The sequence below is a fragment of the Stenotrophomonas sp. NPDC077421 genome (genome assembly GCF_049545505.1).
GTDB classification, from domain to species: domain Bacteria; phylum Pseudomonadota; class Gammaproteobacteria; order Xanthomonadales; family Xanthomonadaceae; genus Stenotrophomonas; species Stenotrophomonas nematodicola.
On the sequence record NZ_JBMWDP010000021.1, the window covers coordinates 15,997 to 29,366 of the forward strand.

17 protein-coding genes are annotated in these 13,370 nt (G+C 69.5%); 10 read left to right on the forward strand and 7 right to left on the reverse strand.

Annotation, left to right across the window (positions count from 1 at the left end; genetic code table 11):
- Nucleotides 1–51 precede the first annotated feature (51 nt).
- From ACPEH1_RS12625 to ACPEH1_RS12665, 9 genes are all read left to right on the forward strand, one after another.
- Nucleotides 52–507, forward strand: a complete 456-nt coding sequence (locus ACPEH1_RS12625) for a MarR family winged helix-turn-helix transcriptional regulator (RefSeq protein WP_017354739.1) — start codon at nt 52–54, stop codon at nt 505–507.
- A gap of 85 nt (nt 508–592) precedes the next feature.
- Nucleotides 593–802: a DUF1656 domain-containing protein gene (locus tag ACPEH1_RS12630; protein ID WP_423715871.1), complete on the forward strand. Its 210-nt coding sequence runs from the start codon at nt 593–595 to the stop codon at nt 800–802.
- Entirely contained in the window at nt 799–1,707 is a 909-nt protein-coding gene (locus ACPEH1_RS12635; RefSeq protein WP_017354741.1) for an HlyD family secretion protein, read from the forward strand. The genes ACPEH1_RS12630 and ACPEH1_RS12635 overlap by 4 nt, the downstream gene beginning before the upstream one ends.
- Nucleotides 1,704–3,173 carry an efflux transporter outer membrane subunit gene (locus ACPEH1_RS12640; protein ID WP_423715872.1) on the forward strand — a complete coding sequence of 490 codons (1,470 nt, stop codon included), beginning with the start codon at nt 1,704–1,706 and terminating at the stop codon, nt 3,171–3,173. The genes ACPEH1_RS12635 and ACPEH1_RS12640 overlap by 4 nt, the downstream gene beginning before the upstream one ends.
- A gap of 3 nt (nt 3,174–3,176) precedes the next feature.
- On the forward strand, nt 3,177–5,222 hold the full coding sequence (locus tag ACPEH1_RS12645; RefSeq protein WP_312706831.1) for an FUSC family protein: 2,046 nt from the start codon (nt 3,177–3,179) through the stop codon (nt 5,220–5,222).
- 135 nt (nt 5,223–5,357) lie between these two features.
- Nucleotides 5,358–6,269, forward strand: coding sequence for a 2OG-Fe dioxygenase family protein (locus ACPEH1_RS12650; protein ID WP_165699851.1), 912 nt, complete (start codon nt 5,358–5,360; stop codon nt 6,267–6,269).
- Nucleotides 6,266–7,081 carry a hypothetical protein gene (locus tag ACPEH1_RS12655; RefSeq protein ID WP_312706835.1) on the forward strand — a complete coding sequence of 272 codons (816 nt, stop codon included), beginning with the start codon at nt 6,266–6,268 and terminating at the stop codon, nt 7,079–7,081. Before ACPEH1_RS12650 ends, ACPEH1_RS12655 begins: the two co-directional genes overlap by 4 nt.
- A 92-nt stretch (nt 7,082–7,173) precedes the next feature.
- Nucleotides 7,174–8,259: a hypothetical protein gene (locus ACPEH1_RS12660; RefSeq protein WP_423715873.1), complete on the forward strand. Its 1,086-nt coding sequence runs from the start codon at nt 7,174–7,176 to the stop codon at nt 8,257–8,259.
- Between the two features lie 61 nt (nt 8,260–8,320).
- The gene (locus ACPEH1_RS12665) at nt 8,321–8,821 is read left to right on the forward strand and encodes a lysozyme (protein WP_017357512.1); all 501 of its coding nucleotides are present in this window, start codon (nt 8,321–8,323) and stop codon (nt 8,819–8,821) included.
- Nucleotides 8,822–8,869: 48 nt separating this feature from the next.
- Here ACPEH1_RS12665 and ACPEH1_RS12670 read toward each other — a convergent pair whose 3' ends face one another.
- The 7 genes from ACPEH1_RS12670 to ACPEH1_RS12700 form a co-directional block, all read right to left on the reverse strand.
- Nucleotides 8,870–9,607 carry a hypothetical protein gene (locus ACPEH1_RS12670; RefSeq protein WP_154081208.1) on the reverse strand — a complete coding sequence of 246 codons (738 nt, stop codon included), beginning with the start codon at nt 9,605–9,607 and terminating at the stop codon, nt 8,870–8,872.
- 29 nt (nt 9,608–9,636) lie between these two features.
- A complete protein-coding gene (locus tag ACPEH1_RS12675) occupies nt 9,637–9,816 on the reverse strand; it encodes a hypothetical protein (RefSeq protein ID WP_136006864.1) in 180 nt (59 codons plus the stop codon).
- A gap of 2 nt (nt 9,817–9,818) precedes the next feature.
- Nucleotides 9,819–10,241 carry a hypothetical protein gene (locus ACPEH1_RS12680; protein WP_037591072.1) on the reverse strand — a complete coding sequence of 141 codons (423 nt, stop codon included), beginning with the start codon at nt 10,239–10,241 and terminating at the stop codon, nt 9,819–9,821.
- Nucleotides 10,242–10,260: 19 nt separating this feature from the next.
- Nucleotides 10,261–10,518, reverse strand: coding sequence for a hypothetical protein (locus tag ACPEH1_RS12685; protein ID WP_017355689.1), 258 nt, complete (start codon nt 10,516–10,518; stop codon nt 10,261–10,263).
- Nucleotides 10,519–10,607: 89 nt separating this feature from the next.
- A complete protein-coding gene (locus tag ACPEH1_RS12690; RefSeq protein WP_017355688.1) occupies nt 10,608–11,240 on the reverse strand; it encodes a DUF2589 domain-containing protein in 633 nt (210 codons plus the stop codon).
- Nucleotides 11,241–11,272: 32 nt separating this feature from the next.
- A complete protein-coding gene (locus tag ACPEH1_RS12695; protein ID WP_423715874.1) occupies nt 11,273–11,779 on the reverse strand; it encodes a DUF2589 domain-containing protein in 507 nt (168 codons plus the stop codon).
- A 120-nt stretch (nt 11,780–11,899) separates the two neighbouring features.
- Nucleotides 11,900–12,487 (reverse strand): helix-turn-helix transcriptional regulator, encoded by a 588-nt coding sequence (locus ACPEH1_RS12700; protein WP_017355686.1) that lies wholly within the window; start codon nt 12,485–12,487, stop codon nt 11,900–11,902.
- A 479-nt stretch (nt 12,488–12,966) separates the two neighbouring features.
- On the opposite strand from ACPEH1_RS12700, the gene ACPEH1_RS12705 reads away from it, so the two are divergent.
- A complete protein-coding gene (locus ACPEH1_RS12705) occupies nt 12,967–13,362 on the forward strand; it encodes a hypothetical protein (protein ID WP_423715875.1) in 396 nt (131 codons plus the stop codon).
- Nucleotides 13,363–13,370 lie beyond the last annotated feature (8 nt).

Genomic DNA, 13,370 nt, shown 5'->3' on the forward strand with positions numbered 1-13,370 from the left:
GGGGCACGGCTATTGATAGGATGGAAATTAGTAGTATCCTATCTATCTGCCATGAAACGCATCCTCGACGAACGTACCCAGCTGCAGATGCAGCTCAGCTCCGGCCTGCTCTACGCAGGGCGGCAGTGGCAGCGTCTGGCCGACCAGGCCTTGGGCAGCTATGGCATTTCCGCCGCGTGCACCATGCCGCTGCTGATGATCGGGCGCGCCGGTGGGGGTATCCGCCAGGTGACGCTGGCCCAGCAACTGGGCATGGAAGGCCCGTCACTGGTGCGTCTGCTGGACAAACTCGCAGCCAGCGATCTGGTGCGCCGCGAATGCGATGCCAGCGACCGCCGCGCCAACCTGCTGTGGCTGACCGACAAGGGCGAGGCCCTGGTCAGCGAGCTGGAGTCGCAGCTGATCGGGTTGCGCGAGGACGTGTTCGGTGCGCTGTCGATGGACGAACTGCGCACCGTGCTGAAGCTCTGGCAGCTGCTGGCCGATGCCGCCGAACGCGTGACGTAAGCCGCTTTCCCCGTTGTGCCGCCCGGTGCCGTCCTGCGACGCCGGGCAATCCCCTTTCCGCTCTCCCTGCGAATCCCTTGCCTCGATGTACGGTGAATTCAGTCTCTATGGTGTGTTCGTCCCGACTCTGCTCGGGCTGATGCTGCTGGCCTACCTGCTCAAGAGCGGGCTGCGCCTGGTTCTGCAGCACACCGGCGCCTACCGCCACATCTGGCACCCCGCCCTGTTCAACCTGGCCGTGTACGTGATCGTGCTTGGCGGGTTGTTCTCCCTGATGCGTTGGATGCAATCGTGAACAAGACCCTCAAGCGTGCTTTCCCGGTCGTGCTGACCGTTGTGGCGGTGCTCGCCGCCGTGCTGGTGCTGCGCCATCTGTGGGCGTACTACATGGATGAGCCGTGGACGCGCGATGCGCACGTCAGCGCCGATGTGGTGCAGGTAGCCCCGGACGTGTCCGGGCTGGTGGAAGCGGTGAAGGTGGCCGACAACCAGCCGGTAAAGCGCGGCGAGGTGTTGTTCGTGGTTGACCAGGCGCGCTACCGGATCGCGCTGGAACAGGCGCAGGCCGCGCTCGGCGAACGCCGCGCGACGCTGGAACAGCTGCGCCGCGAGATCGCCCGCGACCGCAGCCTGGCCGACCTGGTGGCCGCCGAGGACGCCGAAGTGCGCCGCGCCAGGCTGCAGGCCGCGCAGGCGTCGATGGCCACCGCGCAGGCCGCCGTCGACCTGGCCCGGCTCAACCTGGCCCGGACCGAGGTGCGCAGCCCGAGCGACGGGCACGTCAACGACCGCACCGTGCGCGCCGGCGACTACGTGACTGCCGGGCGACCGGTGATGGCGGTACTGGACACCGGATCCTTCCGCATCGACGGCTACTTCGAGGAAACCCGCCTGCGCGGCGTGCATGCCGGGCAGAAGGTCGATATCCGCCTGATGGGCGAGGCACAGCCACTGCAGGGCCACGTGCAGAGCATCGCCGCCGGCATCGAGGACCGTTACCGCAGCGAAGGCAGCAGCCTGCTGCCGAACGTCACCCCGGCGTTCGACTGGGTACGCCTGGCCCAGCGCATCCCGGTGCGCATCCATATCGACCGCGTGCCGGCCGGCGTGAACCTGATCGCCGGGCGCACCGCCACGGTGACCATCGAGCCGGACGTCGCCACTCCCACCCCGGCGCAACCGGCACGGGCGGCACTGTGAACCGCCCGGCCCTGCACCGCATCGCCTTCGCCCTGGCGCTGACCAGCAGCCTGGCGGCATGCCGCACGGTCGGCCCGGATTACGCGGTACCGGCCGGTTCGGCTTTCCAGCGCCCCGAGGCCAATGCAGCGTTCATCGACACCGCCAACCCGCAGGTGGCCCCTGGCGCCGAGTTGCCGGCACGCTGGTGGGAGCTGTACAAGGACGCCACGCTCAATGGACTGGTGGAACAGGCGCTGCGCGACAACGTGGAACTGAAGGTCGCCGATGCCAACCTGCGCCGCGCTGCGGCCGTGTACGAGCAGGCGCTGGATGCCGGTGGTTTCGAGTACGAAGCCGAGGCCGGGGTGAGCCGCGCGCAGCTGTCGGCGGAATCGTTCCTGCTCGAGCACGAGCTGCCGCCGATCAACCTGGCCGATGGCACATTCGCGGTGTCCTACCAGTTCGACCTGTTCGGCAAGCTCAAGCGCGCCTCCGAAGCGGCGCGGGCCGATGAGCAGTCGGTGGCCGCGGCGATGGACCTGGCACGGGTCTCGCTGGTGGCCCAGGTCGCCGGCAGCTACGTGGAGATCTGCCACGCCAACCACGAACTGCACGTGGCCGAACATTCCCTGCAGCTGCAGCAGCGCAGCCGCGAGGTGACCCAGCGGCTGATGAGCGCCGGGCGCGGCACGCCGCCGGAGCTGGCCCGCGCCAACGCACAGGTCGCGATGCTGGAGGCGGCGCTGCCGCCGCTGCGCGCGCACCGCCAGGCCTCGGAGTATCAGCTGGCCGCCCTGCTCGGCCGCACCCCGGGCCAGCTGCCCGAGGGCGTGGACGCGTGCGACCACGCCCCGACCCTGGCCCAGCCGCTGCCGGTGGGCGATGGCCGCGCGCTGCTGCAGCGCCGCCCCGACATCCGCCAGGCCGAACGGAAGCTGGCAGCGGCCACCGCGCGGATCGGCGTGGCCACCGCCGAGCTGTACCCGGACATCCGCCTGGGCGCGTCGCTTGGCGCGGCCGGCCTGCTCGCTGATGTCGGCGAGCCGCTGACCCGGCAGTGGTCGTTCGGCCCCCTGATCTCGTGGACGCTGCCGTCCTCGGGTACCCACGCGCGCATCCACGCCACCGAAGCCGGGGCAGATGCGGCGCTGGCCGAGTTCGACCACAGCGTGCTGCAGGCGCTGCGCGAAACCCAGACCGCGTTGAGCCGCTACGCACACGACCTGCAGCGCCTGCAGTCGCTGCAGCAGGCGCAGGCCCAGGCGGCGCTGGCCGCCGAGCAGAACCGCCGGCTGTACCAGGGCGGGCGCACGCCGTACCTGTCCAGCCTGGACGCCGACCGCACCCTGGTTTCGGCCGACGCCACGCTCGCACAGCAGCAGGCGCAGGTCTCGCGCGACCAGATCCAGCTGTTCCTGGTCCTCGGTGGCGGCTGGAACGCCGATGCGGTAGCCCAGGCGCCGGTTGCTGGTCGGCAGGACTGACCCATGCTGCTGCTCGACCGCCAAGCCTGGCTGTTCTCGGTAAAGACCTTCCTGGCCGCACTCGCCGCGCTCTATATCGGCCTGGCCGGCAATCTGTCGCGCCCGTACTGGGCGATGGCCACGGTGTACATCGTGACCCAGCCGATGCTCGGGCCAACGCGTGCCAAGGGCGTGTACCGCATCGTCGGCACGCTGATCGCCGGCGCGGCCACGCTGTGGATGCTGCCGCACCTGGTGGAGACGCCGCTGCTGCTGAGCGCGGCGATGTCGTTGTGGCTGTCGGCCTGCCTGTTCATCGCCCTGCTCAACCGGGGCCCGCGCGGCTACGCGTTCCTGCTGGCCGGCTACACCACGGCGTTCATCGGTTTTCCGGCGGTGACCTCGCCGGACACCATCTTCGACACCGTGGTGGCGCGCAGCGAGGAGATCATCCTGGGCACGGTGGTGGCGGTGCTGTTCGCTTCGCTGTTCTTCCCGACGTCGGTGCGGCCGATGCTGCGCTCGCGGATCGGCAACTGGATGGGCGATGCGGCGCAGTGGTGCCGCCAGATCCTCACCCGGGGGCACGCGCATGCGCCACGCAACCGGCTGGCGGCTGACCTGGTGCAGTTCGAGGCGCTGATCGAGTTCCTGCGCCGCGATGACCCGCGCCACGCGGGGGCTGCCGTGTCGATGGAGCGCCTGCGCGAGCGCATGCTGCTGATGCTGCCGGTGCTGTCATCCATCGCCGACCGGCTGGGCGCGTTGCGCGCCGGCGGGCGCGCGCTGCCGCCGGGCCTGGAACCGCTGGTGGACGACATCGCGCAGTGGCTGGAACACCCCGGGCGCTCCAGCGCCAGCGGGTATGCGGCGCTGCGCGAGCGCATCCGCGCGCTGAAGCCGGCGGTGGACGGCGAACTGGACCACCTGCTGCTGGTCACGCTGCTGCTGCGGCTGGAGGAGCTGGTGGACCTGTGGCAGGACTGCACGTCCCTGCAGCAGGCAATCGAAGCGGGCAGCGCGCCGCGCGACGCCACCCACTACCGCATCCGTGCGCGCCGTGGCGGCGATGCGCGCCATGTCGATTACGGCATGGCGCTGTTCTCGGCCGCCAGCGCCGGGGTGGCGCTGATGACCTACTGCGCGCTGTGGATCGGCCTGGGCTGGGAGGGCGGTGGCAACGGCGCGATGATGGCCGCGGTGGCCGCCGCCTTCTTCGCCGCGCAGGACGACCCCGCGCCGAGCATGCTGTCCTTCCTGCTGTGGGCGATCGTGGCCAGCCTGGTCGCCGGCGTGTACCTGTTCGGCATCTTCCCCGCGGTGCACGACTTCGGCAGCCTGGCCCTGGTGCTGGCGGTGATTTTCCTGCCATTGGGGCTGCTGCTGCACCGGCCGCAGACGGCCCTGATCGGGCTGCCGCTGACGGTCAACCTGGTGGCGCTGCTCAATGTGCAGAACACCTACAACGCCAACATCCAGAGTTTCATCAACTCTTCGGTGGCGATGTTCATCGGCATCGGGTTCGCGGTGGTGATGACCCGCCTGTTCCGCTCCGTCGGTGCCGAATGGACCGCACGACGACTGGTCCGCCAGGGCTGGAGTACGTTGGCCGAAGCGGCCGAAGGGCGCGGCCAGCAGGACCGCCAGCAGTTTGCCGCACGCATGCTGGACCTGCTGGGCCTGCTCGCCCCGCGCCTGGCCGCCACGCCGGAGGGCAGCGACATCGCCTCGGTGGATATGCTCACCGAAGCGCGCGTCGGCCTGAACATCCTGCAGCTGCGCCGCGCCCGGCATGGCCTGCCCGAGGCGAGCGCGCAGGCGATCGAGGCGATCCTGGACGATGTGGCCGCGCACTACCGCGCGCAGGTGGCGCAGCGGCGTCCGCTGCCGGCGCCGGAAGGCCTGCAGGCGCGCCTGGATGCCTCGCTCAAGCGCGTGCAGACCGTGGACCCGGGCAAGGCCCGCGACGAGGCACTGATGGGCGTGCTGGGCCTGCGCTACGGCCTGTTCCCCGAACGCATGCCGGTGCCGGCCCCGCCGCCGGTGGGCGCGGTACCCGCCGCACGCTGAGTCACCGGCCCGGGTTGGCAGATGCCGACAACGGCGTGCAACGCCCTGCCCGCCGGCGCTGCCGTGGGCTGGCTATACAGCAGGTGCATCGGGCACCGCGCTGCCTGCGATGCGACTCTTTCCGGAGACCTGCGCATGCACGCCGTCCCGCTTCCCGCTCCCCCGCCGCTGCGCGCGGCGCATTGCCTGGCCGCGCCTTTGCCGGCCGCGCCGGGCCCACAGCTGTTCACCCTGGACACGCTCGGCCTGCCCGCTTCGTTTCTGGATGACGTCGCCAGCCACGCCGACAGCCTGTGCTGGGATCCCTACGACGTACAGGTGCGGCGGCGCCGTGTCCTGCAGCGCTACCGCTGCATTCTGGCCGCGCCGCAGCGCGACCTGCTTGATGCCTGCGATGGCGATGCCGGCCACCCGGCCTGGCCGGTCCTGCTGGACGGGTTGCCGGGCATCCTCGCCGACGCCCTGCGCCGCGTCGCACCGCACCGGCGACGGGCCATGCGCACGTATCTGGCCGACCGCCGTGTGGACGGCAGCTGGTGGCTGCAACCTCTGCCCGACACGGTCTTCGAGCAACCCGGCAATGCCGATCGCATCGCGCGCCGGCAGTTCGCACCGCTCTCGCCCGTGCTGAGCAACCATCCGGGCCTGCTGCGGCTGCTCGCCTGCGTCGCCGAAACCGTGCATGCCCGCCGCGCCGCCACCCGGCTGCGGTTGGTGGTGCACCAGATGCTGACGGTCGCCGGCCTCGCCGGCGGCACCGAACCCGCCCCCGAAGGCATCCACCAGGACGGGGCGGACTTCATCGTGTCGGCGCTGGTGGTGCGCCGGCGCGGCATTCACGGCGGGGTGTCGCGGGTGCGCCGCGGTCCGACCGGCCCGGTGCACCTGGAACGCGCGCTGGCCGAAGGCGAAGGCATTTTCCAGCCGGACACGCGCTCGCCCTGGTGGCACGAGGTCAGCACGATCCATGCCGATGCGGCTGCGTTCGAGGGCTATCGGATGATCCTCGGGGTGGATGCCCACCTCCTGCCCGACGCGACTGCATGAGCGCGCCGCGCCGTGCGAGGCCGCCATCCGGGCGGCGCGGGCGCACGCCGTCGGTCTGGCGCGCGCGGCTGCTGCGGCTGGTGCATCTGGTCGCCGAACAGGCGCTGCCGCTGACCATCGCCGGCGTCTCGTTCGTGATCGCGCTCGACGCATGGTTGGCGGCGCGGCCGGTGCTGTGGGAGCACCAGCGCGCGCTGGCGTCGCTGTCGATCGCCAGCGAACTGGAGGCCGAGGACGCCACCGGGATCGACACCCGCCACACCATCACCATCAGCAACGTGGGCGAGCTGAGCTTTGCGGTGCTTGATGTGCAGATCGGGTTGCTGCTGGCCGAGGGCATGCAGGCGCCGTGGCTGCAGAACACGCTGCTGCAGGAAACACCCGGCGCACTGCCGATCGGACTGCGTCCCTTCCACCTGGAAGCGGGGCGGGATGGGCGCAGCGCGCGTTTCGCGTTCGGTGCGGAGTCGTCGGGCTGGCACGTCATCGACCCGGGGCGTTCGGTGGACCTGGTGTTCGCCCAGCCGGTGCAGGGCCACGGACGGCTGGGCATCACCGTGGAAGTGTTCACCCAGCCGCTGCAGATGGGCGCAATGGCCGACCAGATCACCGTCGAGCGCATCATCGCCGGGCGACGCCGCCAGGTGTTTCCCGAGTCCGGCCCGGACGAGATCTCCGACCTGGGCGTGTTTCCGTACAGCGCGGCCAGTGTGGTGATCCTCTCCGACAGCCGGCCGGCGCGGTCCATGCCCGCCCCGAGCACGCCGACGCCCCGTCGCGCACGCCGCTGGAACGACGCGGCAAACCCCTGAAACACGACGACCGGCGCGGCGCTGGGCGGCGCCCTATATCTGTGCTGGCGCACGCCAGGCGCACCGAATCCGTTTCCGCAAGGAGTGCCGCGATGCCATTGCCCGCCAACCCGACGCCCGCCGACACCCTGGATGCTGTGCGCCGGCGGCGCGCGTTCGTGCGGATGGCGCTGGTACGCATCGCCGCGCTGTTGTGCGCGGTCCTGCTCGGGTTGTGCGCGCCGCCCGCGCCGGCCCACGCCGACGACCTGCCCCGCGTCACCCGCCTGCATGGCCACCTGGAGCTGGACTACACCGTGGAAGTACACGTGGACAACCTGGCGGCGTGGGCCGAGCACAACGACCCGCGCCACCTGGTGCCGTATATCGATGGACGCGCCCTGCCCGGCAACGCGCCCGAGGCAATCGACCTGGCGCACGGGCGGCTGCTGTTCCACCTGCGCATCACCGATGACAACCGCGCGGTGTGGATGGACCTGCTCGGCTCGCCGGCCGGACTGCGGCGCCCGGTGACGTTCAGTGTGGGACGTGTGGATGGCTCGCCGTTCGACACTCACCACGATGCCAGCCAGCGCGTGCTGCTGACGGTGATCTCCCCGGTGTACGGCACCATCGCGCTGGTGCTGGTGGTGCTGATGCTGGCGGTCTTCGTGCACCTGGCGCGCACCACCAGCATCATCCGCAAGCCGGGCCCGGGCCCGCACCAGCCCTACGACCTCGGGCGCTTCCAGATGGCCGTCTGGTTCTTCCTGATCTACGTGTCCTACACCGCGATCTGGCTGGTCACCGACGCCACCGACACCATCCACGCCTCGCTGCTGGCTCTGCTGGGCATCAGTGCCGGCACCGCGCTCAGCGAGGCGATGATCGATGCCGGCAGCGCGCAGCGCCGGTCAGCACAGCACACCGACCCTGCTGCCGATCCGCCCGCGGCAGCGCCGGTGCCGACACCACCGCCGGCCCGCTCGCAGGGGCTGCTGCACGACCTGCTCTCGGACACGCAGGGCTACCGCTTCGATCGCTTCCAGATCTTTGCGTTCACCTTGATTCTGGGCGTGATCTTCATCGCCGACGTCTACAACAACCTGAGCATGCCCGAGCTGAGCCCGACGCTGCTGGGGCTGATGGGCCTGAGCTCGGGCACCTACATCGGCTTCAAGTTCCCCGACCGCACATGAGCCCGCGCCCCCCGGCGTGGCCCCTCCCCCTGGATGCACCCAGACCACACGAGGATCCACGATGAACACGATGACACTCAGCCAGCAGGGAATCGACTGGCTCAAGCGGGTGGAAGGCCAACGCCTGCAACCCTATGACGACCAGACCGGAAAGGCGATCACCGCCTGGGTACCCGGCGCCACCGTGGGCTACGGCCATCTGATCGTGGCAACCGAATGGAAGACGCTCGGCAGGGTGATCACGCTCGAGGAAGCAGAGGCATTGCTGCGCCAGGACCTGGCGCCGTTCGAGGCGACCGTGCGCGGCTGCATCGGCACCACGCTGACCCAATGCCAGTTCGATGCGTTGACCATCCTGTGCTTCAACATCGGCGGCGGCAGCTTCAAGGCGTCTTCGGTGGTGCGGATGATCAACCGCCCGCAGGCCCCGACGTCCTACGCAAGCCTGCAGGCCGCGTGGATGGCCTGGACCCGCTCGCAGGGCAAGGTGATGCAGGGCCTGGTCAACCGGCGCGCCGCCGAATGGCGCATGTACGACAGCGGCAGCTACGCGCACTGGTGAGGCCCTGCGTGCCGCCACGGTCATACGCGACCGTGGCGGCACGCGACCTCAACGCGACGACCGCGTCCAGCGACAGCCGTCGGCACAGTCGCCGGGTGTCGGTTCGACATGGACGGTGGCGGCATCCCCGGCCTCGCGCACGACCACCCACTGATCCAGCAGGCGATCGCAGCGGGCGCCGCCATTGCCCGGCAACGGCGCGTACCACGCACCGGCGGGGGTGGCGCCTTCGTAGCGCAGGCTGAGCCGGCAACTGTCCGGGCTGCCGAACACCAGGCGGCTGCGGGTGTCGCCGGGATCGTGGTCGGCCAGTTGCAGCGACGCCAGCGACGCGTCCGGATCGGCCGGATTGGCCAGACCGGTCCACGTACCGCGCGGCGGTGGCGCGCGCGTGGCATCGCCCACCGGCCACATCGCCACCTGCAGGGGCGCGCCCTGGGTTCGCACCTGCAGCGTCGCCTTCCGGCCGTCAACCCGCAGCACTACGCGTCCCGGCTGGAACCGGTCGCACCAGCCGCCGTTGCCGGCCGTCACGTCGTAGTGGAACTGGTTGCCATCGTGGGTGACGAAGCGTGCCTCGAGGCGGCACGCGCGCCCGGCACCGAACGCGATCAGTGTCGGCGCGGCGGCATCGGCCGCAGTGAAGCGCACCGACGACGGCCGCCCGTCCACCAGATCGGTGCCGACCCAGGTCAGTGGAGGGGGCGAGGATGATTGCGCCGTGACCAGCGCGGGGGCCAGCAGTGCCAGCAGGCCGCACACGCGTGAGGAAAGAACTGTGTTCATCAGGTGCTCCAGGGTGAAGGGACGGCGGCTCAGAAGCCGCGGGTCAGCAGCGCCACCGCCAGCGCGGTCAGCCACAAGGTGGCCAGCAGGCGCTGGCGGCGGCGCCGGGCGGCGGCACGGCGGCGCGCCAGCAGCGGGCCGAGCCACTGCTGCACCTGTTGGGTGTCGTCAGCGGAAAGCAGCAGGCGCACCCGGTCGCGGCGGGCCACGGTCAGGCCGCCCCGCCGGTATCCAGGGGCACGCTGAAGGTCCGCAGCGGTTGCCCGTCCAGCAGCAGTTGCCCATGCATCGGGTTGCCGCCCTGCAGACAGATGGTGAGGCGGTGGTCGGCCCGGTCGCTGCACGGGCACAGGGCAAGCCCGGGCGGCTGGCCGCGCGTGCCGCGCAGTTCTTCGATGCGGCAGTCGATCTGGACTTCCAGCGCCATCGCCATGATGCCGCGCGGTTTGACCAGGTCGGCCAGCGGCAGCGTGCGTTGCTCCCAGTGCCCATCGACGAGGGTCGCCACGTCCAGGCCGCGTGCGCCCCAGCGCTGCTGCAGGCGGTGCAGGTGCTCGCGCGCGCAGCGTCCGCGGGTGCGGGCCAGGGCGTGGGCCAGGGTCTCGATCAGATCATCCAGCCGGTGGTCGGCCATGCGCATGCTCCAGGTAGGGTCAGTCAACCATCCAGATCGGTTTGCGCGGGAAACCCACGTGGTAGGCCAGCCACTGCAGCACCACCTGGTGCTCGCCGATCTGCAGGATGGTGAAGCTGCGCTCGATGCCGAGGATGGCCCCCTTGGGCGTGTCGCTCAGGCAGCGGTTGAGCAGGTCCTGGGCGCTGGCCAGGTCATCGTCGGTGAGCATCTGGGTCGGGTTGTTGCTGCCCACCACGATGCGTTTGACGAACTTGACGTCGTTGAGGTCGAACATGGAAGACTCCGCTGCGATGGAACAAACGGACCCGCCGCATCATCGCGACACGACGGGCCATGACGCTGCCATGCGGGGCGACGCCGGCCTCACACCGGAACCGGAGCGCCCACCTTGCGCGGTGCCGACGCGGTCTGCAGGATGTCCATCACCCGGGCCAGGCCTTCGGGCATGCCGCGATCCTCGGCCAGCACCGACACGGTGTACTTGGCCGAGTTGTCCGAGGCACGCGCGGTTTCCTTGTGCGCGGCCACCGAGCCCTGGATGTTCACCTTGGCCGAGAAGATGCCCCAGCCGACCTTCATCTCGGCCTGCATGCTGGCCGCGTAGTCGCTGGATTCCTTGGTCGAGAACGAGGACTTCACTTCCATCTCGAAGTTGATGTCCACTTTCTGGATGCTCAGGTTGGGCACCTTGACGATCGCCAGCAGCGGCACTTCCAGTTCCACTTCTTCCTCGGCGAACGGCTGGGCGGCTTTGGTGGCCGGGTCCAGGTTGTCGACCGGACGCTTGAAGCGGAACAGCGCGGTGCGGGTGGCCCCCACTGCGTTGGGATCGGTGTTGGCCGGGTCCGGCGGCAGGAAGCCGACGGAGCGGATGAAGCTGGCGGTGGCCTGGGCGAGCTTGATCTGCGAATCGCAGGCGGCGGTAAGCGGGCCGCCGATGAGATCGCCCATCGGCAGGCCCTTGAACTGACTGGAAATATTGACCAGGTCGCTCATTGCGGATTACTCCTGTTGGTTGGCGGTGTGGGTCAAGTGGCTTTGATGGTCTTGAACACCCCCTGGCACTGCGCCAGGTGGTTGATCAACCGCGCCGCGCCATCGGTCGGTTCGGTTCCTTCGACACGCAGCTGCACGTGTACGTTGCCCACGCCCCTGCCACGGCCGGTATCCAGTCCAACGTGTCGCGCCGCCGGCCGCGGCGACTCCCAGGCCTCCGTCGCGCCCGGCGCAGGCGCTTCAGGGTCCTCGTGGCCCAGGTCCGCGAGGTCCGCGTCGAAACTGATCTCCACTTCCCGGATGCGCAGGGTGTTGGTGGAGACCAGCGGCAACAGCGGTGCGCGGTACAGGTCTTCATCGCCTTCCTCGGCCTGCGGGTGCAGCGAGGGCAGGCGGATGGTGACGCTCCGGGGCCGGTTGTCTTCGTCGAAGTAATGGCGCAGATGGGAAATCTGATGCATCTCCACGCTGTCCTGGGCCTCGATGACGGCCCCGGCCAGCGCTTCGATCAATGTGTGGAACGACATGGTCCGGCTCATTTCGCCTCTGCTCCTGGTCGTGGCGCACTGCCCACCGCGGTGATGCGATGGCAGTGCGAAGCCACAGGGTTATTGATAGCGGGCAGGCCGCGCTCACGCGCGGCGCGGTGTTGCGGGGGTTCAACCGTCCGTTGCAACGGCGCGACGCGGTGCCGGTCGCGCGCAGCAGCCGCCGCGCATGCTGGAGGGCGGCTCACCGTAGTGATGGCGATAGGCGCGGCTGAAACCGGACAGGCTCACAAAGCCCACCGCGTAGGCCACCTCCGATACATTGCCCTCGCCATCGCGCAGCAGCCGGTGCGCCAGCTGCAGACGCACCAGCCGGATCAACTCTCCCGGCGGATGGCCGATGCTCGCCACCAGCTTGCGATGCAGGCTGGTGCGCGACATGTTCAGCGCGAAGGCAAGCCGGTCCACCGACAGGTCTTCATCATCGATGTGGCGTTCGATCCAGTCGCGGGCGCGCTCGACCAGGCGCGAGGCCGCAGCGCCCTGCGGCCGGATCCGTGCACGCGCCAACACCTCTTCGCGACTGCCTCCCACGCCTTCGCCCAACGTGCCGTGGCAACTGCAGTGCCGCATGCGGGTCAGCAGCGCCAGGCTCCACGCCAGCAGATGACCATCCCCATCATCGGCCCCGTCCACGTACCCGGCACCGGGCGTCGCGCTGCTGTCGGGGAGATTCAATCCACGCTCGATCACGTCCATAGAATTGCCGCTTCCTTCTGCTGATAAGCCGGGCCGGTGTATCGACGGACCCCGCTCACGGGCGGCCGATGGCGCGTCCGGGCATGCGCGACTACGCGGGATCCCCACTGCGAGTGCGTCGAAAACGACATCGCAGTTCCTTGAGTACCGGTGTAACCGGAGCGGCGTTCGCAGATTTGGCGACGCGTTGCAGATACTTGTCAGATCGTTGCAGGCGCTTCTTTATCGGCAGATCCGCCGCGATACTGGATCGGCTTTGGGTATCTGCATCGCGAGGCCCTGACATCATTTGTGATGCAGAGCACCTGTGAAGTGCGCATTTCAGCACATTTGCTTCTGTGAAGAGGGGCGCGCCTCGCGTGATCGCAGGCGTTGTGAAGGCATCACTGCAGCGCACGATGGGCGCAGGCGCCGCCGTCAGCTAGGCTTGCGCGGCGGCGGACCAACGCCGCCGAATTCTCCGATGTGAAGGACGCCCCATGAGTTATGACGTGATGGTTTTTGATCCCGCAGCCGCCCCGCGCGAGGTGGCCGCCTTCATCGCCTGGTTCGAGCGCCAGGCCGAGTGGAATGAAGACCACGACTACGACGACGCGTCGGTCAGTGCTCCGGCGCTGCAGGCGTGGTACGCCGATATCACCACCGAGTATCCGCCGATGAACGGACCGCTCGTCGATGACGACGACGATCGGCCGCAGGTCACCGACTACAGCGTCGGCCGCCAGGTGATCTACGCCGCCTTCGCGCACTCGGTGGCCGAGCATGCGCACGGCCGGGTGCAGGAACTTGCCTACCAGCACGGCCTGGGCTTCTTCGACGTGAGTGGCGACGGTGCCATCGTGTATCCCGATGGCACCACCCTGATCCCGGCGTAAGCCGTCGG

Excerpts from the sequence above, each read along its gene's own strand:
- ACPEH1_RS12625 (WP_017354739.1), top strand. The coding sequence starts at position 52 with ATGAAACGCATCCTCGACGAACGTACCCAGCTGCAGATGCAGCTCAGC.
- ACPEH1_RS12630 (WP_423715871.1), top strand. The coding sequence starts at position 593 with ATGTACGGTGAATTCAGTCTCTATGGTGTGTTCGTCCCGACTCTGCTC.
- ACPEH1_RS12645 (WP_312706831.1), top strand. The coding sequence starts at position 3,177 with ATGCTGCTGCTCGACCGCCAAGCCTGGCTGTTCTCGGTAAAGACCTTC.
- ACPEH1_RS12650 (WP_165699851.1), top strand. The coding sequence starts at position 5,358 with ATGCACGCCGTCCCGCTTCCCGCTCCCCCGCCGCTGCGCGCGGCGCAT.
- ACPEH1_RS12655 (WP_312706835.1), top strand. The coding sequence starts at position 6,266 with ATGAGCGCGCCGCGCCGTGCGAGGCCGCCATCCGGGCGGCGCGGGCGC.
- ACPEH1_RS12660 (WP_423715873.1), top strand. The coding sequence starts at position 7,174 with ATGCCATTGCCCGCCAACCCGACGCCCGCCGACACCCTGGATGCTGTG.
- ACPEH1_RS12665 (WP_017357512.1), top strand. The coding sequence starts at position 8,321 with ATGAACACGATGACACTCAGCCAGCAGGGAATCGACTGGCTCAAGCGG.
- ACPEH1_RS12670 (WP_154081208.1), bottom strand. The coding sequence starts at position 9,607 with ATGAACACAGTTCTTTCCTCACGCGTGTGCGGCCTGCTGGCACTGCTG.
- ACPEH1_RS12680 (WP_037591072.1), bottom strand. The coding sequence starts at position 10,241 with ATGGCCGACCACCGGCTGGATGATCTGATCGAGACCCTGGCCCACGCC.
- ACPEH1_RS12685 (WP_017355689.1), bottom strand. The coding sequence starts at position 10,518 with ATGTTCGACCTCAACGACGTCAAGTTCGTCAAACGCATCGTGGTGGGC.
- ACPEH1_RS12690 (WP_017355688.1), bottom strand. The coding sequence starts at position 11,240 with ATGAGCGACCTGGTCAATATTTCCAGTCAGTTCAAGGGCCTGCCGATG.
- ACPEH1_RS12695 (WP_423715874.1), bottom strand. The coding sequence starts at position 11,779 with ATGAGCCGGACCATGTCGTTCCACACATTGATCGAAGCGCTGGCCGGG.
- ACPEH1_RS12700 (WP_017355686.1), bottom strand. The coding sequence starts at position 12,487 with ATGGACGTGATCGAGCGTGGATTGAATCTCCCCGACAGCAGCGCGACG.
- ACPEH1_RS12705 (WP_423715875.1), top strand. The coding sequence starts at position 12,967 with ATGAGTTATGACGTGATGGTTTTTGATCCCGCAGCCGCCCCGCGCGAG.